Here is a 21,252-nt window from a genome sequence, read left to right on the forward strand (position 1 = left end):
GGCGGACGGTTCCTGGACTCCGGCAGTATCGTCCCTCTCATGTACACACCAACAGAGTGCAACAGAGACGTAATGAAAGTTTTTGATCAACGGCCAGCGGAAGGTGTTAGGACGGTTCCCGACACACCCATGTGGCACTGGAGGTCGCCGTGTTGATGCCCCGTCGGACCACGCGCGTGCGCGCAACCTCTCTGGCGACGGTGCTCGTCGCCGCCGTACTGGCCGTGGGCGCCTGCGACGACGGCGGCTCCGGGGACGGGGCGAAGGCCGGGCCTGACAAGGAGCTCACGGTGGTGGCCCCCGGGAAGCCCGGCGAGCCGGCCAGGACACTGACGGCCGAGGACGCGGCGAAGGCCGCGGGGGACGACACCCCCAACTCCGCCGATTTCCGGTACGCCCGGATGATGATCGCGCATCACGAGCAGGCACTCGTGCTCACCTCCCTCGTCCCCGGCCGGGCGGCCTCGCCTTCCGTCGAACGGCTCGCGGAGCGCATCTCGGGGGGCCAGAAGCCGGAGATAGGCGCTATGGAGGGGTGGCTGAAGAACAACGGCGGCGAGGGCCGTGCGGAGACCCACGACCACTCCACGATGCCGGGCATGGCGACCGAGGCCCAGCTGGACCGTTTGCGTGCGGCGCGGGGCAAGGCGTTCGACCAGCTGTTCCTGGAGCTGATGATCACCCACCACCAGGGGGCGGTCACCATGGCGGCCGAGGCACTCGCGGACGGCAACAACGTCCTGGTCGAGGAGATGGCCAACGACGTGATGGCCCAGCAGACGGTGGAGATCGACCGGATGCGGGGACTGATGTCCTGACGGCGCCCCCGGCCCCGTTCCGCCGGAACCTGGGGCGAGAACCGGCCGTGAAGGAGCGGGAGCGTTCCAGGCGCGGTTTCCCGCCCACGGGCGGGGCCTGACGCCGAAGCCGTGCCGCTGACCGGTCGCCAGGGCGTGTTCCGGAAGGAGCGTCGTCCGGCCGGAGGGCAGGCCGGGCGGCCCCGGTGCGGGCGATCGCCGGGCGGAGCGCCGCCCCGGTGGACCAGCGGCCGGGACGACCCCGGCGACGCGGCGAGGGCCGCGGCCGTCGTCCCGCGGCCGCGGGACTGATCTCAGCCCTGGAGGCCGGCCGTCTCGGGGGCGTCTGTCCGCGCGTCCGCCGCCAGACGCTTCGCCTGCAGGTCGGCCGCCCCGAGGACACTGTCCAGGAGGCCGGGGAAGAGGGTGTCGAGGTCGTCCGTGCGCAGTCCGCTCAGCTTCGCCGTGCCGCGGTAGAACTGCTGGATGACACCGCTCTCGCGCAGCACCCGGAAGTGGTGCGTGCTGGTGGACTTGGACACCGGGAGGTCGAAGCGGGAGCAGGCCAGCTCGTCGGCGTCGTGGGCGAGCTGGCGCACGATGCGCAGCCGTATCGGGTCGGAGAGCGCGTGCAGTACACCTTCGACGCGGATCTCCTCGCGCGAGGGATGGGCGAGCGCACGGCCGGCGTTCGACGTCACAGTGGCTCCAGTTCGTCCAGGTAGACCCATTGTACGAGAGCTGTCGTAATTCTACTGCCGGGTGGCCACGACGAGGCGGGCGCGGGGGCTGCCGTCGGGTGTGCGGCCCAGCTCCTCCAGCGGGAGCAGCCGTACCGAGAATCCGGTCCGTTCGAGATCGCCCGTCACCTCGGTGAGCGGGAACGTGCGGTAGTACATGACGAACCGGGGGCTCCACAGCGCGTTGCGCACCCGCATGGCCGCGTCGAAGCCGAGCAGCGACCAGTAGGCCCGCGAGCCCACCTGGGGCGGCGCGCCGACCGGGAAGGCGAACGTGCCGCCCGGCCGCAGCGACGCACGCACCTGGGCGAAGAGGCCGGGACGCTGCTGCGGCAGGAAGTGCCCGAACGCCCCGAAGCTCAGGGCGAGGTCGAAGACGGGGGCGAAGGGCAGCGCCCGCGCGTCGGCCCGCACCCAATCGACGGCGGGTCCCCCGGCGTCCCCGGTACGCGCCGACCGTGCCACGGCGAGCATGCCCGCACTGAAGTCGACACCGGTGACACGCTCCCGGCACAGGCCGCGCAGGACCCCCACCCCCGCTCCGGTGCCGCAGCAGACGTCCAGGCCGCGGTCGAACGGCCCGAGCGGGCGCACCGCCCGGGCGACCGCTTCGAGCACCCTGTCGGGGGTCCGGTAGGGCGACCGGTCGAACTTCGGGGCGAGCAGGTCGTACCCGCGCATCGTCGAGGAGAGCGCCTGTACGGCCAGTTCGCGGAAGGTGGGGCCCTGTGGAGTGGACATCGGGCCCCAGGGTACCGGCCGGCCCTCCGTCAGACGGCGTAGCCGTACTGTTCGGGAGCCCGCACGTCACCTCCGAGCGCACGCGCCGCACTGCGGGCGAAGTACGGGTCGCGCAGCAGTTCCCTGCCGAGCAGCACGGCGTCCGCGCTGCCGTCGGCGAGGATCTTCTCGGCCTGGACGGGGTCGGTGATGAGCCCGACCGCGGCCACCGGGAGGCCGGTCTCCGCGCGCACCCGGGCGGCGAACGGCACCTGGTAGCCCGGCTCCACGGGGATCCGCGCCTTGGGGGCGAGTCCTCCGGTCGAGACGTCCAGCAGGTCGACGCCGTGGGCGCGCAGTTCACGTGCGAGGCGGACCGTGTCGTCGGCGGTCCATCCCTCACGCTCGTCGTCCGCGTTCTCGGTCAGCCAGTCAGTGGCGGAGACGCGGAAGAACAGCGGCAGCTCCTCGGGCCACACGGCCCGTACGGCGTCCACGACCTCCAGGGCGAAGCGGATCCGGTTCTCGAAGGAGCCGCCGTAGGCGTCCGTGCGGTGGTTGCTGTGCGGGGAGAGGAACTGGCCGATGAGATAGCCGTGGGCGCCGTGGATCTCCGCGACCTGGAAACCGGCCGCGAGTGCGCGGCGGGCGGCGTCGGCGAAGTGGCCGACGATCTCCTGGATGCCCTCCACGGTCAGCTCGGCGGGGACGGGGTGGCCCTCGTCGTACGGGAGGGGGCTCGGGGCGACCGGCTGCCAGCCCTCGCCTCCCTGGGCCCCGGCAGGGAGGGGGCCTCCGCCGCGCCAGGGGCGGTCGGTCGAGGCCTTGCGGCCGGCGTGCGCGAGCTGGATGCCGGGGACGGTGCCCTGCCGGGTGAGGAAGTTGGTGACACGGCGGAAGGCGTCCCTCTGCCGGTCGTTCCAGATCCCCAGGTCGGCAGGGCTGATCCTGCCCTCGGGGCTCACCGCGGTCGCCTCCACGAGGACGAGGCCGGTTCCGCCCGCCGCGCGGGCTGCGTAGTGCGTGAAGTGCCAGTCGTTGGGCACGCCGGCCTCCGGCCCGGACGTCTCCGCGCTGTACTGGCACATGGGCGCCATCCAGATGCGGTTGGGCACGGACAGCGAGCGCAGGGCGTAGGGGTCGAAAAGTGAACTCACGGGGGTCTCCGCTTCCTCGGGGCGCGACGGCGGGCAGGGTGGGTCGTCCGGAACACGCCGGACCACCGCTTCGTACGAGATTCATCGTACTACGAGAATCACCGTACTACGGCGGTCCTCGAATTACGAAGCCTCTCGTACGAACCCGACGCGGCGGGCCGCCCCGGCTCAGCCGCCCCCGGGGCGCCCCCGCCGGCGCAGGCTGATCCCCGCGTCCCCCGCGTACAGCTGACTCCAGCTGCGCCCGCCGCCGGAGCTCCAGGTCACCTGGACGTTCTCCCCGTCCGTCCGGACGGCCTCCACCGTCATGAAGCGGTCCGCGTCCCGCACGTCACCGGGCTCCAGATCGCGCGCCTGGACCGTGACGGGCTCCGCCGTGCCGGCGCTCTCCGCCTCGGCGGCCGCCCGGAGAAGCGCGGCGGCGAGTTCTCTGGCCGCGGCCGGGGAGCAGGACCAGGCGGCACGGACCGACGGGCCCTCGACCAGGATGCCGACCCCGGGCGCCCCCTCCGCCGGGGCGGGGACCACCTCCAGCGTCCCGCCACTCCCCTCGGTGTCCTGGAACCCGATACCCATCCCGCGCCTCCTCGTACTGCCGTCCCGCTCCGGCTCGGCCGAGCCGGAGGCCTTCCGGCGGGCCCAGAGGGCTGGGCTTGAGGCCGCCGGGGTCCACCACGGGGTGCTGCGACACCACCATGGGGTCGGCCCTCCGGAATTCCAGCACATGCGCCCCCGGGGCGGCCGACGCGCTGCACGTGACGGGCCGGTTCGGGTTGCGGGGACGCGTCCGGGGAGTCCATCGGTACGGAGAAGGGCGACGCGCCCGGCCTTCGAAAGTTTCGACCCCCTCCCCGCATTCCCGCCGTTACGCGGACCCCTCCGCCTCGGCGGGTACCGGCTCCACGGAAGTCGTGCAGACCATCTGGCGCCGGTGGTCCACCGCGCGCTCCGGCCCGACCAGCCGCAGCCGCACCGTGTGCCGGACGTCCGCGGGGTCGCTGGAGGACGCGAAGCGTAGTTCCAGCTCACCCGGTTCGACGATCCGGTGTCCGCCGGCCCCGGTGAACGACACCAGGTCGGCGTGGAAGCGGAAGCGCACCCGGCGGGCCTCCCCTGCCGCGAGCGGCACGCGTGCGTAGCCGATGAGCCGGGATTCCGGGCGCGTGGTCTGGGCGACGGGGTCGTGGACGTAGAGCTGGACCACCTCGGCCCCGTCCCGGTCACCGGTGTTGCGGACCGTCAGGTCCAGGTCCGTGGCGCCGTCCGTGGGCAGCTCCGTGGGCACCTCGGGGCCGGGCTCCCAGGTGAAGGAGGTGTACGAGAGCCCGTGACCGAAGGGGTAGAGCGGCGTGGGGTCGAGGTTGCTGACCCCGTTGGCCAGGCCCAGCGGGGGCTGCAGGTAGGTCCACGGCTGCCCGCCGGGACCGTCGGGGACGCCGATCGGCAGCCGCCCCGAGGGATTGACCCGCCCCGAGAGGACCCCCGCCAGAGCGGAGCCGCCTTCCTCCCCCGGGAAGAAGGCCTGCACGCAGCCGGCCAGCCGGTCCGCCCGGCCGCCGAGTGCGTACGTACGTCCCGTCAGCAGGACCAGGACGACGGGGGTGCCCGTCGCGAGCAGCGCGTCGAGGAGCCCGGCCTGGTGACCGGGGAGTGCCAGGTCCGCCGCGTCGCAGCCCTCGCCGGAGGTGCCGCGGCCGAACAGCCCGGCCCGGTCGCCGAGTACGGCGACACAGACGTCGGCTCCGGCCGCGAGCGCCGCGGCGCCCTCGATCCCGGAGGCGTCCGGACCGTCCACGTCGCAGCCCTGCGCGTAGTCGATGCCGGCGCCCGGGAACTCCTCGCGGAGCGCCTCCAGCAGGGTCGGCACGGCGATGCCCATCGGGGATCCGGGGTGCTGGACACCGACGTGGCTCGGGAAGGAGTAGCAGCCGAGCATCGCCAGCGGGTCGTCGGCGCGCGGTCCGACGACCGCGATCCGGCCGGTGCCCCTCAGCGGCAGGGCCCCCTCGGGGTTGGCCAGCAGGACGCAGGACCGCTCGGCGAGCAGGCGGGCCAGAGCACGGTTCCGCGGCGGGTCGAGGTCCACCGTTCCGCGCGCGTCCTCCGGTTCCCGGCCCTCCAGGACGGCCGGACGGACGGTGAGGTCCGGGTCGAGCAGGCCGAGTTCGCACTTCTGGAGCAGGACGCGGTACAGGGCGCGGTCCACCAGTTCCTCGGGGACGGCTCCGTCGCGTACGGCGGCGACCAACGCGTCACCGTAGCTGCGCACGGTGGGCAGTTCCACGTCGACACCGGCCGTGAGGGCCAGCCGGGCCGCGTCCGGACGGTCGGACGCGATCCTGTGCAGGGTCTCCAGGAAGCCGATACCGAAGTAGTCGGCGACCACCGTTCCGGTGAATCCCCAGGTGTCCCTGAGGAGTCCGGTGAGCAGAGCCGGGTCGGCGGCCACCGGGACCCCGTCGATCTCGGCGTACGAGTGCATCACCGACCGGGCGCCGCCCTCGCGGATCGCCATCTCGAACGGCGGCAGGATCACGTCGGCCATCTCCCGGCCGCCGGCCCTGACCGGGGCGAGGTTGCGCGCGCCGGCCGAGGCGGAGTACCCGGCGAAGTGCTTGAGCGTGGCGACGATTCCGGAGGACTCCAGGCCCCGGACGTACGCCGTGGCGATGGTCGCGACCAGGTAGGGGTCCTCGCCGATGGTCTCCTCCACGCGACCCCAGCGCAGGTCCCGTACGACGTCCAGGACGGGGGCGAGCCCCTGGTGGACGCCGACCGACCGCATGTCCTCGCCGATCCGCCCCGCCATCTCGGCGACCAGCTCCGGGTCCCAGGCCGCGCCCCAGGCCAGCGGGACGGGGTAGGCGGTGGCCCCCCAGGCGGTGAACCCGGCCAGGCACTCCTCGTGGGCGACCGCCGGGATGCCGAACCGCCCCGCCGCGACGATCCTGGCCTGGGCCCTGGCCAGCGCGACGGCGCCGACCCCCGGGTCCACCGGGGCGGTGCCGAACGGCCGGGTGAGCTGACCGAGCCCGCGGGTGCTGAGCTCCTCGAAGTCGACCGGGTCGACCATGTCGTTCTGGTGCGGTGCGACTCCGTCGCCGTCGGCGTCGGCGCCCACCCAGATGCCGTACAGCTGGGCGGCCTTCTCCTCGAGGGTCATCCGGGCGGCCAGGTCGGCCACGCGTGCCTCGGGGCTGAGCGAAGGGTCGCGCCACGGACCGTCGACGGCGGGTACCGGTCCGGCTTCACGGGCGTGCGGGGCAGGGGGGATTGCCATGGCGGCAGGGGTTCCTCTCATGAGTGCGGTGGTCCGGGGCGGCAGGGGTCTCCTATTTGCCGCCCACCCCCATCAGTCCGTCGACGAGCGCCCGCCGGGCCACGAGGTACACGGCGAAGATGGGTACGACGGAGAGGACGATCGCCGCGAGGACCGCGGGGATGTTCACTCCGAACTGGGTCATGAAGGTGAACAGCCCCAGTGTCAGGACGCGGTTCTCCTCCGACTGCGTGAGGATCAGGGGGAACAGGAAGCCGTTCCAGGCCTGAAGGGCGGAGAAGATCGCCACGGTGCTGATGCCGCCCTTGGAGAGCGGGACGGCCAGCTGCCAGAGCATCCGCAGGGGCGAGGCGCCGTCCAGCGCCATCGCCTCGTACATCTCCTCGGAGACGTCGCGCATCGTGCCGCTGAGCACCAGGACGGCGACGGGCATCGCGAAGGCGGCGGTGGGCAGGATGATCGCCCACAGGCTGTCGTAGAGACCCATCTTGCCGATGAGCAGGTACAGGGGAACGATCACCGCCTGCGCCGGGATCGCGACACCGAGCAGGAAGGTCCGGAAGGCGAGCGAGGAGAGCCGGCTGCGGGTGCGCACGGCCACGTAGGCCACCGGGACGGAGAGGACGAGGACGAGGACGACCGTGGCCACCGCGACGACCGCGGTGTTGCCGAGCAGCGAGAGGAAGCCGCTGTCCAGCACGGTGGTGTAGTTGTCGAGCGTCGGGTCCGTCGGGAATGCCAGCGGATCGCCGTTCAGCGCCTCGTCCTGGTGCATGAGGGACGAGGAGAGCAGCGTGTAGAGCGGTACGAGGACGATGACGAGCCAGATCAGCGAGCCGATACCGGCCACCGGGTTGCCCGTTCCGCGCCGGGGGCGGGGCACGCTCCTCATACGCCGCGGGACGGACGAGGTGCGCTGCGGTGCGGCGGGTCGGGTGTCGATGGACATGCCGTCACATACCTTCCCGGGTGGACCGCATGGAACCGAAGCCGCTGAAGCGGACCAGCAGCAGCGACAGACCGGTGGCCACGACGACGAGGGCCGTGGCGATGGCCGCCGCGTAGCCGAGGTCGTAGGTCTGGAAGCCGGTCCGGTACATCAGGTAGGGCAGAATCGTGGTGTCCGTGCCGGGACCGCCCTTGGTCATGATGAGCACGGTGTCGAAGTAGGTCAGCGATCCGACGATCATCAGGACCGACGAGGTCGTCATGGTGTGGCGGAGCTGCGGCAGTGTGATGTGGAAGAACTGCCGGATCATGCCCGCGCCGTCGATGGACGCCGCCTGGTAGAGGACTTCGGGGATCTGCCGGGCGCCGCCCTGGTAGATCAGCGTGTGGAAGGGCATGAACTGCCAGCCGCCCACGAACGCCACGACGAGCAGCGCCCCGGTGGACGAGCCCATGACGTTCGGGTCGACGCCGATCCAGGGCCCGATCTCCTTGACGACACCGAAGTTGGGGTCCAGCAGGGCGTGGAAGAGCACGGCGATCGCGGTGGTGGACAGCAGCAGCGGGATGAAGAAGACCGCCGACAGCACGGCCCGGCTGCGCTGACGGCCCGCCGCCCAGACGCCCAGCAGGAGGGCGACCGGGGTCTGGAAGGCCCAGCTGATGGTCGTGAGCAGGAGGGTCAGCCAGGCGGCCTGGCCGAATTCGGAGTCCTTGAACAGCCGGGTCCAGTTGTCGAGACCCGTCAGGGCCGGGGAGTCGAGCCCGTCCCACGTGGTGAAGGAGAGGTAGACGGCGATCGCCAGGGGGACGATCGCGAAGAGGGCGAAGAACAGGATGCCGGGCACGGCCCAGCCGACCGGGGGGCGGCCGACGCTGCCGACGGCCGCCTTCCTGTCTCCGCCGCGCTCGGCATGCGGAGTGTGGACTGACATCGCTACTTGGCGGCCTTCATCGCTTCGACGAACTGCTCGGGCGTGCTCTTGCCCGCGAACAGCTTGCTGATCTCGGTGAGCAGGGGGGTGGCGTACCGGGACTCCAGCGCCTGGTCCCACGAGAGGGTGAAGCTCGGGGCCTTCTGCACCATCTCGTACTGGTCGTTCGCGAACGCGGGGTTGGGTGAGGTGCTCAGCATCGAGGCGGCGTCGGAGGTGGTGGGGATGTCACCGTTGTCGACGAGCGCCTTGGAGTAGCTCTCGGAGGCCATCGTCCTCAGGAACGCGAGGGCGGCGTCCTTGTGCTTGGTGCGGGCGTTGACGGACCAGTAGTTGGTGGGGTTGCCCACCACGTTCGCCGGGTCGCCGACGCCTCCGGCCACGGTCGGGAAGGCGGTCCATCCGAGGTCCTTCGCGGCGAACTCGGGTGCCTTGCCCAGCTGGGTGGAGTACTCCCACGAGCCCATGAGGTGCATCGCGGCCTTGCCCTTGTTCAGCAGGGTCGGGGCTCCGCCGTTGCCGTAGTCGACCGAGTTGAAGTTCTTGCCGAAGGCGCCGTCGTCGATCAGCTGCTCGACCGTCCGGGCCGTCTTGAGCACCGCGGGGTCGCCCCAGCCGTCGGTGTCACCGTTCTGGATCCTCCGGAAGACCTCGGGCCCGCCGATGCGGTCCAGCAGGTACTCCATCCACATCAGCTCGGGCCACTTGTCGGAGCCACCGAGGGCGAAGGGGGTGATGCCCGCGTTCTTGAAGGTGGTGATGGCCTTCTGCAGGTCCTCCCAGGTCTTGGGCGGCTCGATCTTGTGCTCGGTGAAGAGGGCCTTGTTGTAGAAGAGCATCACGGGCTGCATGCCGCGCATCGGCACCCCGTAGATCTTTCCGTCGAGGCCGCCCGCGGTCATGACCGACGGCAGGAAGCCGTCCTTGAGGGCCGGGTCCTCGTTGACCGTCGAGGTCAGGTCCAGGAGGTCGTCGGAGTCGACGTACGGCTTGATCGAGCCGCCGCCCCAGTTGAAGAAGATGTCCGGGGCGCCGGGGGATCCCATGGCGCTGCGCAGCTTGTTCACGTAGTCGGTGCCGGGGACCGACACCAGCTTCACCTTGACGTCGGACGTCTTGTTGAACGTGTCCACCGCCGCCTGCTGCACCTTGACCGCGTCGTCGCCGTAGACGTAAGCGGTGAGGGTGCCGTCGCCCGACCCGCCGGCTCCGGAGCCGCAGCCCGCCAGGATCCCGGCCAGGGCCAGCGCGGCACCCGCCGCGGCCCATCTCGTCGTACGTGTGCCCTGACTGAAAATACCCGACCGCATGACCGCACCTCAATCGAATGTTTCGGCGTGCCTTTCGAATGTTGCCGGAACCGTACGGTCGTGTTTCGGGACCGTCAAGAGGGCGGGAGCAAGGATTTACGATCCTGCGCACGCGCCTGTGCGAGGCGCCGGGAGGCTACGATTCATGCATGAGCCCCGCAAAGGTCCAGCCCCAACCGGAGAAGGTGTCCGTCGGCGAGACGTCGGAGAGCACCGCCACGCTGGCAGAGATCGCCCGAGCGGCCGGAGTTTCGGCTCCGACAGTTTCGAAAGTGCTGAACGGGCGTGCCGACGTCGCCCCGGGCACGCGCTCGAAGGTGGAGGAGCTGCTGCTGCTGCACGGCTACCGCCGCAGGCGCGGTGCCTCCCAGCAGTCCCAGCTGATCGACCTGGTCTTCCACGAGCTGGACAGCGCCTGGGCGATGGAGGTCGTCCGGGGTGTCGAGAACGTCGCCCGGGAGGAGGGGCTCAGCCTGGTGCTCTCGGAGAGCGCCGGCCGGCTCACCCCGGGGCAGACGTGGGTGGACGGCGTCCTGGCGCGCCGCCCCGCCGGGGTCATCCTGGTGCTGTCGGACCTCGACGCGGGTCAGCGCGCCCAGTTGAACAGCCGTTCCATCCCGTTCGTCGTGGTCGATCCGGCCGGTGACCCGGGCGACGACATCCCGTCGGTCGGAGCGGCCAACTGGCAGGGCGGCCTGGCCGCCACCCGCCACCTGACGGGTCTGGGCCACCGGCGGATCGGCATCATCGGCGGACCGGCGCGGATGATGTGCAGCCGCGCACGCCTCGACGGTTACCGCGCCGCCCTGGAGACCTCGGGCCTGCCGATGGACGCCGATCTCGTCCGGGAGGGCGAGTTCAACCACGAGGACGGTTACACGGCGGCCCTGGAGCTGCTGCACCTGCCGCAACCGCCCACCGCGATCTTCGCAGGCAACGACCTCCAGGCGCTGGGCGTGTACGAGGCGGCGCGCGAACTGGGGCTGCGGATCCCGGAGGACCTCAGCGTCGTCGGGTTCGACGACCTGCCGCTGACCCGCTGGATCGGCCCGCCGCTCACGACGGTGCGGCAGCCGCTCATCGAGATGGCGGAGACGGCCGCACGCCTGGTCCTCGACCTCGGCAGAGGGCGACAGCCCGCGACGACCCGGGTCGACCTGGCGACGAGCCTGGTGGTCCGCAGCAGCACGGCACCGCCGGCGCGCTGAACTCCGCGCGGTCCGGCAGGTGCGGGGCCGGCGGTCGCCGGCACCCGGTGGGGCGCTCGCACCCTCCGCGCGGGCGCGGGTTCCGACGACGCGCCGGTGGGGGCAAGGGCGGGAGGGTCCGGCAACGGTGCCCCACCGGCTCCGGCGAGACGCTCCGCGTGGGTGCACGCATGCTGACGACACGCCCGTGGGGGCGGAAGCGCTGACGCCTGACCGGGTGTTCGGCGGCCCGGGGGCCCGTGGCCCGCCACGACCGGACACCCGGCCGGCGGGCAGAGGGGCGGCTCGTCGGCCGGGGCCTGGTGTCCGGCGGCCGGCCGCCGGAGCGGTGTCCCCTGCCGTCCCGCAGGGCGCGGAACCGCCGGGCGTTCACCGCCGGCGAGCCATGACCTCTGCCTCCGCCCCCGTGACCTGGACGGATGCCGGAACTGCGGGCCCTTGTCAGTGGTCGGGTGCAGACTGACCCGTGTCCGGCACAACGGCGTTTCGGGAGGCTCTGTCATGACCGACGTACTGCTCACCGTAGGCACCCGCAAGGGGCTCTTCATCGGCCGTAGACGCGGCGGCACATGGGAGTTCGGTGAGCCGCAGTTCAACGCGCAGGCGATCTACTCGATCGCGATCGACACCCGCGGACCGTCGCCCCGGTTGCTGGCCGGTGGCGACAGCGCGCACTGGGGTCCGTCGGTGTTCCACTCCGACGACCTGGGCGCGACCTGGGTCGAACCCGAGCGACCGGCCGTGAAATTCCCGCAGTTCACCGGGACCTCCCTGGAGCGGGTCTGGCAGCTGCAGCCCGCCGGACCCGAAGCACCGGGTGTCGTGTACGCGGGCACCGAACCCGCCGCGCTCTTCCGCTCGGAGGACGGCGGTGAGTCCTTCGAGCTGGTCCGGTCGCTGTGGGAGCACCCGACGAGGTCCCGGTGGGTGCCCGGCGGGGGCGGTGAGGGCCTGCACACCATTCTGACCGACCCACGGGACGCGGGGGCGGTGACGGTCGCGGTCTCCACGGCGGGTGTGTTCCGTACCGAGGACGGCGGCGAGCGGTGGACACCCGCCAACAAGGGGGTGTCGGCGGTGTTCCTGCCCGACCCGGACCCCGAGTTCGGCCAGTGCGTGCACAAGGTGACCCGGGACGCCGTCGATCCCGACCGGCTCTATCTGCAGAACCACTGGGGCGTCTTCCGCAGCGACGATTCCGGGGACAGCTGGACCGGCATCGGCGCGGGCCTGCCCTCGGACTTCGGCTTCGCGGCCGCGGCCCACCCGCACCGCGCGGACACGTTCTACGTCTTCCCGATCAACGCAGACACGGACAGGGTCCCCGCCGGCCGCCGCTGCCGGATCTTCCGCACCCAGGACGCCGGAGAGACCTGGGAACCGCTCACGCGCGGCCTCCCGGACGGCGACCACTACGGCACGGTGCTGCGGGACGCGCTGTGCACGGACGACGCCGACCCGGCCGGCGTCTACTTCGGCAATCGCAACGGCGAGGTGTACGCGAGCGCCGACGACGGCGACACCTGGCAGCAGCTCGCCTCGCATCTGCCCGATGTCCTGTGCGTGCGGGCGGTGGTACTCCGCTGACCGGCAGGTGACCGGTGTGGTCGTCACACCGGTGGAGCACCAGTAGAGTGCGCCCCGTGGCAGCACGACCGTTGAAAGAAATCGTCGAGCCGGGGTGGGCGCAAGCCCTGGAGCCCGTGGCCGAACGCATCGCCGGCATGGGCGACTTCCTGCGCACGGAGATCGCCGCGGGGCGCACCTACCTGCCCTCGGGGCCGAACGTCCTCCGGGCGTTCCAGCAGCCGTTCGAGGAGGTGCGCGTCCTGATCGTCGGGCAGGATCCCTACCCGACTCCGGGGCACGCGATCGGCCTGAGCTTCGCGGTGGCACCCGAGGTCCGCCCGCTGCCGGGAAGCCTGGAGAACATCTTCCGGGAGCTCCAGGCGGATCTGGGAGTCCCCCGGCCCTCCAACGGCGATCTGACGCCCTGGACGCGCCAGGGGGTGCTCCTGCTCAACAGGGCCCTGACCACGGCGCCCAGGCGACCGGCGGCGCACCGGGGCAAGGGCTGGGAGGAGGTCACCGAGCAGGCCATCAAGGCGCTGGTCGCCCGCGGTACTCCGCTGGTGTCGATCCTGTGGGGGCGCGACGCCCGCAATCTGCGCCCGCTCCTCGGCGACTACCCGGCGATCGAGTCCTCGCACCCCTCACCCATGTCCGCGGACCGCGGCTTCTTCGGATCGCGGCCGTTCAGCCGGACCAACGAACTGCTGGAACGCCAGGGGGCGCAGCCGGTCGACTGGCAGCTGCCGTGACCCCGGCGGGTCCGTTCGTCCTCGGGGTCGACTCGGGCGGATCCGGACTGCGGGTGGCACTCGGCAGGGTGGAGACCGGGTGTCCGGTCTCCACCGCCGACTGTGCCGAACCGGTGCGTACGGGACCGGGCGGCATCGACGCGGGCCATCTGCTGGACCAGCTCCTGCCCGTCGCCCGGGAACTGAGGGACCGGGCCGGCCCGGGTGCGACGGTCGTCGCCGCCGCGGTGGGGGCCGCCGGGATGGCGACGCTCGGCGATGAGCTGCGCGCGCGGCTGCCCGGCGCGCTCGCCGACGCCCTGGGAGTACGGCAGGTGGCGCTGGCGGCCGACGCGGTGACGGCGTACGCGGGGGCGCTGGGGCAGCGGCCCGGGGCGATCGTCGCGGCCGGTACCGGCATGATCGCGCTCGGCACGGACCTCAGCACCTGGCGCAGGGCCGACGGCTGGGGTCATCTCCTGGGTGACAGCGGGGGCGGCGCCTGGATCGGCCGCGCCGGGCTGGAGGCGGCGATGCGCGCCCACGACGGCCGGAGCGGCGGTTCCCCGGCGTTGCTGTCCCGTCTCGAGGCGCTGTTCGGGGCCGCGCCGGGTCTCCCCGGCCTGCTCTATCCGCGGCCGGACCGGCCCGCGCTGCTCGCCTCCTTCGCTCCCGAGGTCGCGGCGTGCGCCGATCGCGACGCCGTGGCCGCCGGAATCCTCCGGGAGGCCGCCGCGCATATCGCCGAAGCGGCCGCGGCGGCGTGCCCCCGAGCCGGGTACCCGAGAACCCCCGGCAGCGAGGCGTACGAAGTCGCTCTGACCGGCGGGCTGTTCCGGATGGGAGAGCCGCTCCTGGGGCCGGTGCGCCAGGAGTTGGCGCGACAGGTTCCGCAGGCACGGGTGGTGCCCGCGGCGGGCGATCCGCTGCACGGCTCCCTGGAGATCGCCCGGGCGCTCGCCGGCTCGGCGCTGCGGCTGCCGGCCCATCCGACCCTGCTCTGCGTACCCGGAGTAGCATAGGCGTCCCGATCGGCGATGCGTCCGGACAGAGCAGGGCAGTTCCCCGGTATGCCACCCAACAGGCATAAACGGACAGATGACGCCTGACTGCCCCCTCCCCGAACCGGGCTGCGGGCAAAGCCAGTAGCATGCGACGCCATGAGCACCCCCACTGGGCCCGCTTCCGGCCTGCCTGTACGAATGCCGCGACCTCGCCAGTCCGGACGGCACCGCCGCCCGGAGCCCGTGGTCGCACCCGAGGGCGCCGCCGCGCTCGTCCTCGCCGTTCCCGGTACCCCCTCCTCGGCCACGCGCGGCCTCGCCGAGGAAGTCATCAGCATCGCCCGCTCCGAGCTGCCCGGCCTGAATGCCCGCATCGGCTTCCTCGACGGTGACGACGCCGAGCATCCCGCGCTCGCCTCCGTACTATCCGACGCCGCCGCCGAGCGCACGGCGCGCTACGAGCAGGCCGTCGCCGCGGGCCGTGAGGTCGCCGAGCCCGAGGGGCCGTCCGCCGTCGTCGTCCCCCTGCTGGCAGGGCCGGACAGCGCCCTGCTCCGGCGCATACGGCAGGCGGTCATGGACAGCGGCACCCAGGCCGAGCTGACGGATGTGCTCGGACCGCACCCGCTGCTCGCCGAGGCGCTGCACGTGCGTCTCTCGGAAGCCGGGCTGGCGCGGGCCGACCGCGCCAGGCTGTTCACCGTGGCGACCGCGGCCGACGGGATCGTGCTCGCCACGGTCGGCGGTGAGGAGGCGGTGCGGGCCGCCGGTATCACCGGCATGCTGCTGGCCGCCCGCCTCGCCGTGCCGGTGATGGCCGCCGCACTGGACGTGGACGGCTCGGTCGCCTCGATCGCCGAGCAGCTGCAGAGCTCCGGTTCCGCGCAGCTCGCGCTCGCGCCGTACCTGGTGGGCCCGGAGATCGACGCCGAGCTGCTGGAAGCCGCCGCGAAGGAGGTCGGCTGCGCGACCGCGGAGCCGCTCGGCGCGTACCCGGCCATCGGCAAGCTCGTGCTCTCGCTGTACGCGACGACGCTCGGCATCACGCCGGCGACGCCGCAGGGAGCGGCGCACGCGCACTGATCAGCACCCGTACCGCCCTGGGAGGCGGCACGGACCGGAGTACCGGTCCGTGCCGCCTCCCGCGTTTCCGGCCGCGGGCGGACACGGCCGACGCGGCGACTCCGGAGCGCAGCGGCCGGGCCTGCGGCGAAGTGCCTGGCGCGGGCTGCGGGGGCGTCAGGGTTGTCGGGAGGGGCAGGCGCCGCAAGCCCCGGGGCCCGAGCCTTCAGGACCGGCGCCTGCCCCCGAACGCCCGCACGCCTGACGCCTGAGTCCGCGGCGTACGCCCGAGGGAGTGGGGCCCAGGGAGCCAGGGCCTCAGGCGAACACGACGCAGGACGCGGCCGGGGCGTCGAGGGAGCCCGTGTGGGCAGGGATCCCGGTCTCGGCGTCGACGGCGAACCAGCTGACGTTGCCGGACCGCTCGTTGGCGGCGTACAGCCACTGCCCGCCGGGGTCGAGGGTGAGGTCGCGGGGCCAGTGCCCGCCGCAGCCCACGGTCGCTGCCAGAACCGGCTTCTCGGCCGTCTCGTCCAGCGTGAGGACGGAGATGCTGTCGTGGCCGCGGTTGGCCGTCCACAGGAACCGCCCGTGGTGCGACACCACCACTTCGGAGGGGTACGTGCGCGTCCCGCCCTCCGTGCCCGCGTCCTCCGCGTCGAAGGGCAGCACCGGCGTCTCGCCGACCGGGTCGAGCCGCCCTTCGGCGCTGTCCCAGCGGCACACGGTGAGGGTCGGTTCGAGTTCGTTCAGGATGTAGACGTGTCCCCCGGACGGGTGAAATGCCAGGTGCCGTGGGCCCGTGCCCGGACGCAGGGCCGTCTCGGTGTGCAGCCGCAGCTCCCCTGTGGCGGGGTCGAGGGCGCAGACGCGTACGGAGTCCGTGCCGAGGTCGACGCTGAGCACCCATCGGCCCGTGGGGTCGGCGAGCACCTGGTGTGCGTGCGGTTCGGCCTGGCGGCCCGCGTCCGGGCCGCCGCCTTCGTGCCGCAGCTGGGAGGCGGCCGGGCCGAGGGAGCCGTCGGGCCTCACGGGCAGGGCGGTGACGCTGCCGGAGCCGTAGTTGGCGGTGAGGAGGTGACCTGCGGCAAGGCAGAGGTGTGTGGGGCTGCCGCCGTCCACGGGCCGTATCTCGCCGATGAGCCGGGGTGCGTCGTCGCCGGTCACGGCGAACGCCGCGGAAGCGCCGTCAGGCGTCTCGCTGACCGCGTACAGCATCGCGTCGCCCGTCCCGGGGGCGTGACCGGTCACGAGGAAGGACGGGTCCGCGACGGCGTCCGTACGGGCGAGCACGGTGAGGGCCCCGGTGTCCCGGTCGACGGCGACGGCGGTGATCCCGAGTCCGCCCGCCGAGGTGAACGACCCTATGAACGCCCGCCCGGCGTTGCTGCTGCCCATCGCGCTACCCCTCTTCGCATCTGTCGCGATCTTCCCTTCCGACCGTAGCAGGCAGCCGTTTTTGGTACGGACCAATCCCGGCCGGGCCGGCGGGAAGGAGCAGGAAGGGCAGGACGGGCGGCCCTGGCGGTCAGGCTCCGATCAGCGGCGCGCGCGGAGAGCTGTGCAGCGGGGCCGCGAGTTCGGCGAGCGCCCGTTCGAGGCTGTGCAGGTGGGCGAGGGCGGGCTGCACGATCCCGTGTTCCGGAACCGTGACGGCGGCGGACGACAGCGCGGCGGACGAGGCCGGCTCACCGTCGCGGAGCGGCCCGCGCTCCGCCGTGGTCAGCGCCTCGACCGAAGCCTCGACACGCCAGCAGGCCGCGGCGAGACGGGCGTCGTGGGACGCCTCGGGGTCCGCCGCGACGGACGCCAGGCCTCGGATCTCACGGGCGCAGACGTCGAGCAGGCCGAGCACCTGCCGGGCCCGTGCCTTACGGGCGCGCAGCGGGCTCAGAGGGTGCACCAGCGGGCCGAGCGACAACCGCACCCGGCCGAGGAGCGCCTCCAGTTCGGCGACGCGGGGGGCCGGGTCGGCGGTCGCGGAGCCGGCCAGCCGGGCGGCGGCCTCCTCGGTGCAGGCGTGCACACACCGGAGGGCCCGCTGGATCCACGCGTCCGTGGTGGCGTGCGTGGTGACCGGCAGGACGAGGAGTACCGCCACCATCGCGCCGAGCGCGCCGACCCCGGTCTCCACCAGGCGCAGCGTGAGCAGCGCGGGGTCCAGGACGCCGAGCAGCCCGTAGAGCGCACCCGCCGTGACCGTCACCGAGAACATCATCCACGTGTACGAGACGGCCGCCGAGTAGAAGATCCCGAAGACGCCGGCCGCCACCAGGACGGCGGTGGGGACGGCGGCCCCGTGCAGCGGTACGACGACGAGCAGGCCGACCGGAATGCCGATCAGTGTCCCGAGCACCCGCCGGAAGCCGCGCACGAGCGTCTCGCCGCGCGATGTCGTGTTCACGAACACCCACCAGGTGGCGCCCACGGCCCAGTACCAGCGTTCGTCGGAGAGCACCTGGCCCACCAGGAGCGCGAGGGCCCCGCCCACGGTCGCCTGGACCGCCTGGCGTGTGGTGGCCCGGGTCAGGCCCCGGCCCGCCACCGGATACGGCACGGCGGCCACGGGCTGCCGCCGCTCGTAGCACCACAGGCCGAAGCGGACGGCCGACGAGGTGAGCAGGGAGAGCAGCACGGCCGCGTACAGCTCGGGGAGCTGGCCGGGAAGGGTGTGCAGGAACTGCGTGACGAAGAAGGCCATGAACGCGAACACGCCGAGCGAGTGCCCCCGGGGCCCCCATCGGCGGGCGTAGACCCCGGCCCCCATGACCGCGAGAAAGGCCAGGTCACGCGCTACCGGCAGGTCGTGCAGCGCGGCCGCGAGGGCGAGCACGGGGAGCCCGGCGGCGGGGAGCAGAGCCGTGGTGAGGGCCTGACCGCGCACCGTGGTGTCGGTGACCGTGAAGAGGGCCAGCAGCGCCGCGAGTCCCCCGGTCACGGCTCCGACGAGCGAGTGGCCGGCCAGGCCGCACACGACGACGGCCAGCCCGATGCCGAGGACGGCCCGGACACCGCTGCGCAGGCGCAGCCGACCCGGGTCCGGAGCCACGAACACCCTCTTCAGCACAGTTTCCCGCCCCTTCGCACGAAAAAGGGCGCCACGGAATCCGCAGCGCCATCGACGGTGCCATCACACCACGGCTGCGACGGGTGGCTCAACACGAGACCGAAGCACTGTGCCATTGGCACACCTGCCCGCGGTATTCCTGACCACAGGTCGGCCAATGGCCGAGCCTGCTGCCGACTACGGCCGGGAGGCGGGGCGCGGGTGGGTTCGCCGCGGGTGAAGGGGGGCGGATCCGCTCCGCCGGCATCCGTCGCGTGGGGTCCGGGGCCGGATCGGCTCCCCCACGAAGCGGCCTCTGAGCGGATCGGTCCTGCCGGCCCCGGTCGAGCTGCCGGACGGGATCAGTTCCGCCACCAGTCGTCGAGCGGGCTGACCGGGACGGTCCGCTTGTGGCGGGTCGCGAGGTAGACCGCCTCCACCCGGGCCGCCAGCTCCGGCGCGGCCTCGGCGCCTTCCAGGTAGTCGTCGATCTCGGCGTACGTCAGGCCCAGCGCGACCTCGTCGGGCAGCGCGGGCCGGTCGTCCTCGAGGTCCGCGGTCGGTACCTTCTCCCAGGTGCTCGCCGGCGCACCCAGCTCCCGCAGCAGAGCCGCGCCCTGCCGCTTGGTCAGCCCGGTCAGCGGGGTCACGTCGGCACCGCCGTCGCCGTACTTCGTGAAGAAGCCGGTGACCGCCTCGGCCGCGTGGTCGGTGCCCACGACGAGGAGGCCGAGCTGTCCGGCGATCGAGTACTGGATCACCATGCGCTCGCGGGCCTTGATGTTGCCGCGTACGAAGTCCCGCAGGGCGGGTTCGGTGCCCAGCAGCTCCCGCAGGCCGAGGGCCGACTCCGCGGCGACGGCGTCCGCGCTCGGCTTGACGTTCACCGCGACCGAGCGGTCCGGCCGTATGAACTCCAGCGCGATCTGCGCGTCGTGCTCGTCGGCCTGCACTCCGTACGGCAGCCGCACGGCGACGAAGGTGGCCTCGTGCCCCTCGGCCCGCAACTCCTCGACCGCGAGCTGGCACAGCCGGCCGGCCAGCGTGCTGTCCTGGCCACCGCTGATCCCGAGCACGAAGCCCGTGGCCGGCGTCGACCGCAGGTAGTCCTTGAGGAAGTCGACCCGCTCCCGAATCTCGGCCTGGGGGACGACGGCCGCCTTGACGCCGAGTTCGGCGAGGATCTGCTCCCGTAGGTTCACCATCCGCCCACTGTACTGACGGGCCGCAGCCGCCGGTGGACGCGGGTGCCCGGCCGGGACCGGGACCCCGTCGGGACGGTGGCGGACGCGGCGGACGGGGCCGCTGGGTAGAGTCGGGCGTCGGATCACCGAGCCAGGAGGAGAGCAGCCGGACATGGCGGTGGACGCCCTCGACACCCGCATCCTGCGCCTGCTCCTCGAGCAGCCGCGCACCAGCGTGCGCGAGTACGCGCGTCTCCTGGGCGTGGCCCGCGGCACCCTGCAGGCCCGTCTGGACCGACTCGAACGGGACCGGGTGATCACCGGTACCGGACCGGCCCTCTCCCCGGCGGCGCTCGGCCACCCGGTTCTCGCCTTCGTCCACCTGGAAGTGACCCAGGGACACCTGGACGAGGTGGGCGAGGCCCTCGCGGGCGTCCCCGAGATCATCGAGGCGTTCTCCACCACCGGCGGAGGCGATCTGCTGACGCGGGTCGTGGCCCGGGACAACGGCCACCTGGAGGACGTGATCCAGCAGCTGATCCAGCTCCCGGGCGTGGTGCGGACGCGGACCGAGGTGGCCCTGCGCGAGCGGGTGGCGCACCGTGTCCTGCCGCTGGTCGAAGCGGTGGGGCGGGCGGTGGGCGGTCCGGGCTGATCGGCGTCCGGCATGCTGGGGTCCATGAGTTCTCCGCGCCCTTCGGCTCCGTGTGTCCTCTTCGACCTCGACGGGACCCTCGTCGACAGCGAGCCGAACTACTACGAGGCGGGGCGCCGTCTCCTCTCCCGCTACGGCGTGACGGACTTCAGCTGGGAGAACCACTCCCGTTTCATCGGGGTCGGCACGCGCGAGACGCTCACCGTCCTGCGCGCGGAGTACGGGATCGACGCGTCGGTCGACGAACTCCTGGCCGGCAAGAACGCCCGCTACCTGGAGCTCGCCGGAGCCCGCACCGAGGTCTTCCCCGAGATGCGCACGCTCGTGGAGCGTCTCCACGGCGACGGGGTCGTGATGGCGGTGGCGTCGGGTTCGTCGCGGGCCGCGATCGAGGCCACGCTCGCGGTCACGGGGCTGGACGCGTACTTCCCCGTGTGCGTGTCCGCCGAGGAGGTGGCGCGCGGCAAGCCCGCGCCCGACGTGTTCCTGGAGGCCGCCCGGCGGCTCGGTGTGGAACCGTCCGCCTGCGTGGTGGTCGAGGACGCCGTGCCGGGTGTGGAAGCGGCGCACGCGGCGGGCATGCGCTGTATCGCGGTCCCCTCCGTCCGGTCCGCCGCGGACGAGGCGGTGTTCAGGTCCGCGGAACTCCTCTTTCCGGGCGGACAGGCCGAGTTCGAGGCGGCCGCCGTACTCGACCGGCTCACGGGCGGCTGATTCCGGCCGCAGTCCTTCAGGTTCCGGCCCGGTGAATGGCCGGAACCTGAAGGACTGCGGCCGACCGGGCGAGGAGTGGTCCCCGGGCCGGATATCCTGATCATGCCGCGTGCCCCACGCACCGAACCGAGCCCACGAGGCCGACCGGGTCACCGCCGCGGCAGTCGGAGCGGGCCACAGTTCGAGATTGGT

Annotated in this window: 19 protein-coding genes and 1 pseudogene; 8 read left to right on the forward strand and 12 right to left on the reverse strand. The window is 72.7% G+C overall.

The window, feature by feature from the left end; translation table 11 throughout:
- The first annotated feature begins 155 nt into the window (after positions 1-155).
- Positions 156-818 carry a DUF305 domain-containing protein gene (locus BA175_RS26455; protein WP_069174281.1) on the forward strand — a complete coding sequence of 221 codons (663 nt, stop codon included), beginning with the start codon at positions 156-158 and terminating at the stop codon, positions 816-818.
- Positions 819-1,111: 293 nt separating this feature from the next.
- On the opposite strand, the gene BA175_RS26460 is transcribed toward BA175_RS26455, so the two are convergent.
- The 9 genes and pseudogenes from BA175_RS26460 to BA175_RS26495 form a co-directional block, all read right to left on the reverse strand.
- Positions 1,112-1,528, reverse strand: a complete 417-nt coding sequence (locus tag BA175_RS26460) for an ArsR/SmtB family transcription factor (RefSeq protein ID WP_175420924.1) — start codon at positions 1,526-1,528, stop codon at positions 1,112-1,114.
- Between the two features lie 21 nt (positions 1,529-1,549).
- Complete coding sequence (locus BA175_RS26465; RefSeq protein WP_069174033.1) at positions 1,550-2,278, reverse strand: class I SAM-dependent methyltransferase; 729 nt, start codon at positions 2,276-2,278, stop codon at positions 1,550-1,552.
- 29 nt (positions 2,279-2,307) lie between these two features.
- Positions 2,308-3,414, reverse strand: coding sequence for an NADH:flavin oxidoreductase/NADH oxidase (locus BA175_RS26470; protein WP_069174034.1), 1,107 nt, complete (start codon positions 3,412-3,414; stop codon positions 2,308-2,310).
- A gap of 168 nt (positions 3,415-3,582) precedes the next feature.
- Positions 3,583-3,990, reverse strand: coding sequence for a hypothetical protein (locus BA175_RS26475; protein ID WP_069174035.1), 408 nt, complete (start codon positions 3,988-3,990; stop codon positions 3,583-3,585).
- 64 nt (positions 3,991-4,054) lie between these two features.
- Positions 4,055-4,171: pseudogene (locus tag BA175_RS32155) on the reverse strand (hypothetical protein); the annotation flags it as partial.
- Positions 4,172-4,279: 108 nt separating this feature from the next.
- Positions 4,280-6,694 (reverse strand): glycoside hydrolase family 3 N-terminal domain-containing protein, encoded by a 2,415-nt coding sequence (locus BA175_RS26480; protein ID WP_069174036.1) that lies wholly within the window; start codon positions 6,692-6,694, stop codon positions 4,280-4,282.
- 52 nt (positions 6,695-6,746) lie between these two features.
- The gene (locus BA175_RS26485) at positions 6,747-7,643 is read right to left on the reverse strand and encodes a carbohydrate ABC transporter permease (RefSeq protein WP_069174037.1); all 897 of its coding nucleotides are present in this window, start codon (positions 7,641-7,643) and stop codon (positions 6,747-6,749) included.
- Positions 7,644-7,647: 4 nt separating this feature from the next.
- A complete protein-coding gene (locus BA175_RS26490) occupies positions 7,648-8,577 on the reverse strand; it encodes a carbohydrate ABC transporter permease (protein ID WP_069174038.1) in 930 nt (309 codons plus the stop codon).
- Between the two features lie 2 nt (positions 8,578-8,579).
- Positions 8,580-9,824 (reverse strand): extracellular solute-binding protein, encoded by a 1,245-nt coding sequence (locus BA175_RS26495; RefSeq protein WP_254668007.1) that lies wholly within the window; start codon positions 9,822-9,824, stop codon positions 8,580-8,582.
- Between the two features lie 212 nt (positions 9,825-10,036).
- On the opposite strand from BA175_RS26495, the gene BA175_RS26500 reads away from it, so the two are divergent.
- From BA175_RS26500 to BA175_RS26520, 5 genes are all read left to right on the forward strand, one after another.
- Positions 10,037-11,095 carry a LacI family DNA-binding transcriptional regulator gene (locus tag BA175_RS26500; RefSeq protein ID WP_079159816.1) on the forward strand — a complete coding sequence of 353 codons (1,059 nt, stop codon included), beginning with the start codon at positions 10,037-10,039 and terminating at the stop codon, positions 11,093-11,095.
- Positions 11,096-11,596: 501 nt separating this feature from the next.
- Positions 11,597-12,682, forward strand: a complete 1,086-nt coding sequence (locus tag BA175_RS26505) for a WD40/YVTN/BNR-like repeat-containing protein (RefSeq protein ID WP_069174041.1) — start codon at positions 11,597-11,599, stop codon at positions 12,680-12,682.
- Positions 12,683-12,738: 56 nt separating this feature from the next.
- On the forward strand, positions 12,739-13,416 hold the full coding sequence (locus BA175_RS26510) for a uracil-DNA glycosylase (protein ID WP_069174042.1): 678 nt from the start codon (positions 12,739-12,741) through the stop codon (positions 13,414-13,416).
- Positions 13,413-14,417, forward strand: a complete 1,005-nt coding sequence (locus BA175_RS26515) for an N-acetylglucosamine kinase (RefSeq protein WP_254667992.1) — start codon at positions 13,413-13,415, stop codon at positions 14,415-14,417. The genes BA175_RS26510 and BA175_RS26515 overlap by 4 nt, the downstream gene beginning before the upstream one ends.
- Positions 14,418-14,555: 138 nt before the next feature.
- Positions 14,556-15,482 (forward strand): sirohydrochlorin chelatase, encoded by a 927-nt coding sequence (locus BA175_RS26520; protein ID WP_079159817.1) that lies wholly within the window; start codon positions 14,556-14,558, stop codon positions 15,480-15,482.
- Positions 15,483-15,779: 297 nt separating this feature from the next.
- Here the strand turns inward: BA175_RS26520 and BA175_RS26525 are convergent, their stop codons facing one another.
- From BA175_RS26525 to nadE, 3 genes are all read right to left on the reverse strand, one after another.
- The gene (locus BA175_RS26525) at positions 15,780-16,859 is read right to left on the reverse strand and encodes a lactonase family protein (RefSeq protein WP_069174044.1); all 1,080 of its coding nucleotides are present in this window, start codon (positions 16,857-16,859) and stop codon (positions 15,780-15,782) included.
- Between the two features lie 130 nt (positions 16,860-16,989).
- Positions 16,990-18,528, reverse strand: coding sequence for an FUSC family protein (locus BA175_RS26530; RefSeq protein WP_069174045.1), 1,539 nt, complete (start codon positions 18,526-18,528; stop codon positions 16,990-16,992).
- Positions 18,529-18,869: 341 nt separating this feature from the next.
- On the reverse strand, positions 18,870-19,712 hold the full coding sequence (nadE, locus tag BA175_RS26535; protein WP_069174046.1) for an ammonia-dependent NAD(+) synthetase: 843 nt from the start codon (positions 19,710-19,712) through the stop codon (positions 18,870-18,872).
- A 151-nt stretch (positions 19,713-19,863) separates the two neighbouring features.
- On the opposite strand from nadE, the gene BA175_RS26540 reads away from it, so the two are divergent.
- Positions 19,864-20,346: an Lrp/AsnC family transcriptional regulator gene (locus BA175_RS26540; RefSeq protein WP_069174047.1), complete on the forward strand. Its 483-nt coding sequence runs from the start codon at positions 19,864-19,866 to the stop codon at positions 20,344-20,346.
- Positions 20,347-20,370: 24 nt separating this feature from the next.
- The gene (locus BA175_RS26545; protein WP_069174283.1) at positions 20,371-21,060 is read left to right on the forward strand and encodes an HAD family hydrolase; all 690 of its coding nucleotides are present in this window, start codon (positions 20,371-20,373) and stop codon (positions 21,058-21,060) included.
- Positions 21,061-21,252: the final 192 nt, after the last annotated feature.

Origin of the sequence: Streptomyces griseus, assembly GCF_001715295.1 — a bacterium.
Taxonomy (GTDB): Bacteria; Actinomycetota; Actinomycetes; order Streptomycetales; family Streptomycetaceae; genus Streptomyces; species Streptomyces griseus_G.

Excerpts from the sequence above, each read along its gene's own strand:
- BA175_RS26545 (WP_069174283.1), top strand. The coding sequence starts at position 20,371 with ATGAGTTCTCCGCGCCCTTCGGCTCCGTGTGTCCTCTTCGACCTCGAC.
- BA175_RS26525 (WP_069174044.1), bottom strand. The coding sequence starts at position 16,859 with ATGGGCAGCAGCAACGCCGGGCGGGCGTTCATAGGGTCGTTCACCTCG.
- BA175_RS26465 (WP_069174033.1), bottom strand. The coding sequence starts at position 2,278 with ATGTCCACTCCACAGGGCCCCACCTTCCGCGAACTGGCCGTACAGGCG.
- BA175_RS26540 (WP_069174047.1), top strand. The coding sequence starts at position 19,864 with ATGGCGGTGGACGCCCTCGACACCCGCATCCTGCGCCTGCTCCTCGAG.
- BA175_RS26475 (WP_069174035.1), bottom strand. The coding sequence starts at position 3,990 with ATGGGTATCGGGTTCCAGGACACCGAGGGGAGTGGCGGGACGCTGGAG.
- BA175_RS26460 (WP_175420924.1), bottom strand. The coding sequence starts at position 1,528 with ATGGGTCTACCTGGACGAACTGGAGCCACTGTGACGTCGAACGCCGGC.
- BA175_RS26455 (WP_069174281.1), top strand. The coding sequence starts at position 156 with ATGCCCCGTCGGACCACGCGCGTGCGCGCAACCTCTCTGGCGACGGTG.
- BA175_RS26480 (WP_069174036.1), bottom strand. The coding sequence starts at position 6,694 with ATGGCAATCCCCCCTGCCCCGCACGCCCGTGAAGCCGGACCGGTACCC.
- BA175_RS26490 (WP_069174038.1), bottom strand. The coding sequence starts at position 8,577 with ATGTCAGTCCACACTCCGCATGCCGAGCGCGGCGGAGACAGGAAGGCG.
- BA175_RS26505 (WP_069174041.1), top strand. The coding sequence starts at position 11,597 with ATGACCGACGTACTGCTCACCGTAGGCACCCGCAAGGGGCTCTTCATC.
- nadE (WP_069174046.1), bottom strand. The coding sequence starts at position 19,712 with ATGGTGAACCTACGGGAGCAGATCCTCGCCGAACTCGGCGTCAAGGCG.
- BA175_RS26500 (WP_079159816.1), top strand. The coding sequence starts at position 10,037 with ATGAGCCCCGCAAAGGTCCAGCCCCAACCGGAGAAGGTGTCCGTCGGC.
- BA175_RS26520 (WP_079159817.1), top strand. The coding sequence starts at position 14,556 with ATGAGCACCCCCACTGGGCCCGCTTCCGGCCTGCCTGTACGAATGCCG.
- BA175_RS26485 (WP_069174037.1), bottom strand. The coding sequence starts at position 7,643 with ATGTCCATCGACACCCGACCCGCCGCACCGCAGCGCACCTCGTCCGTC.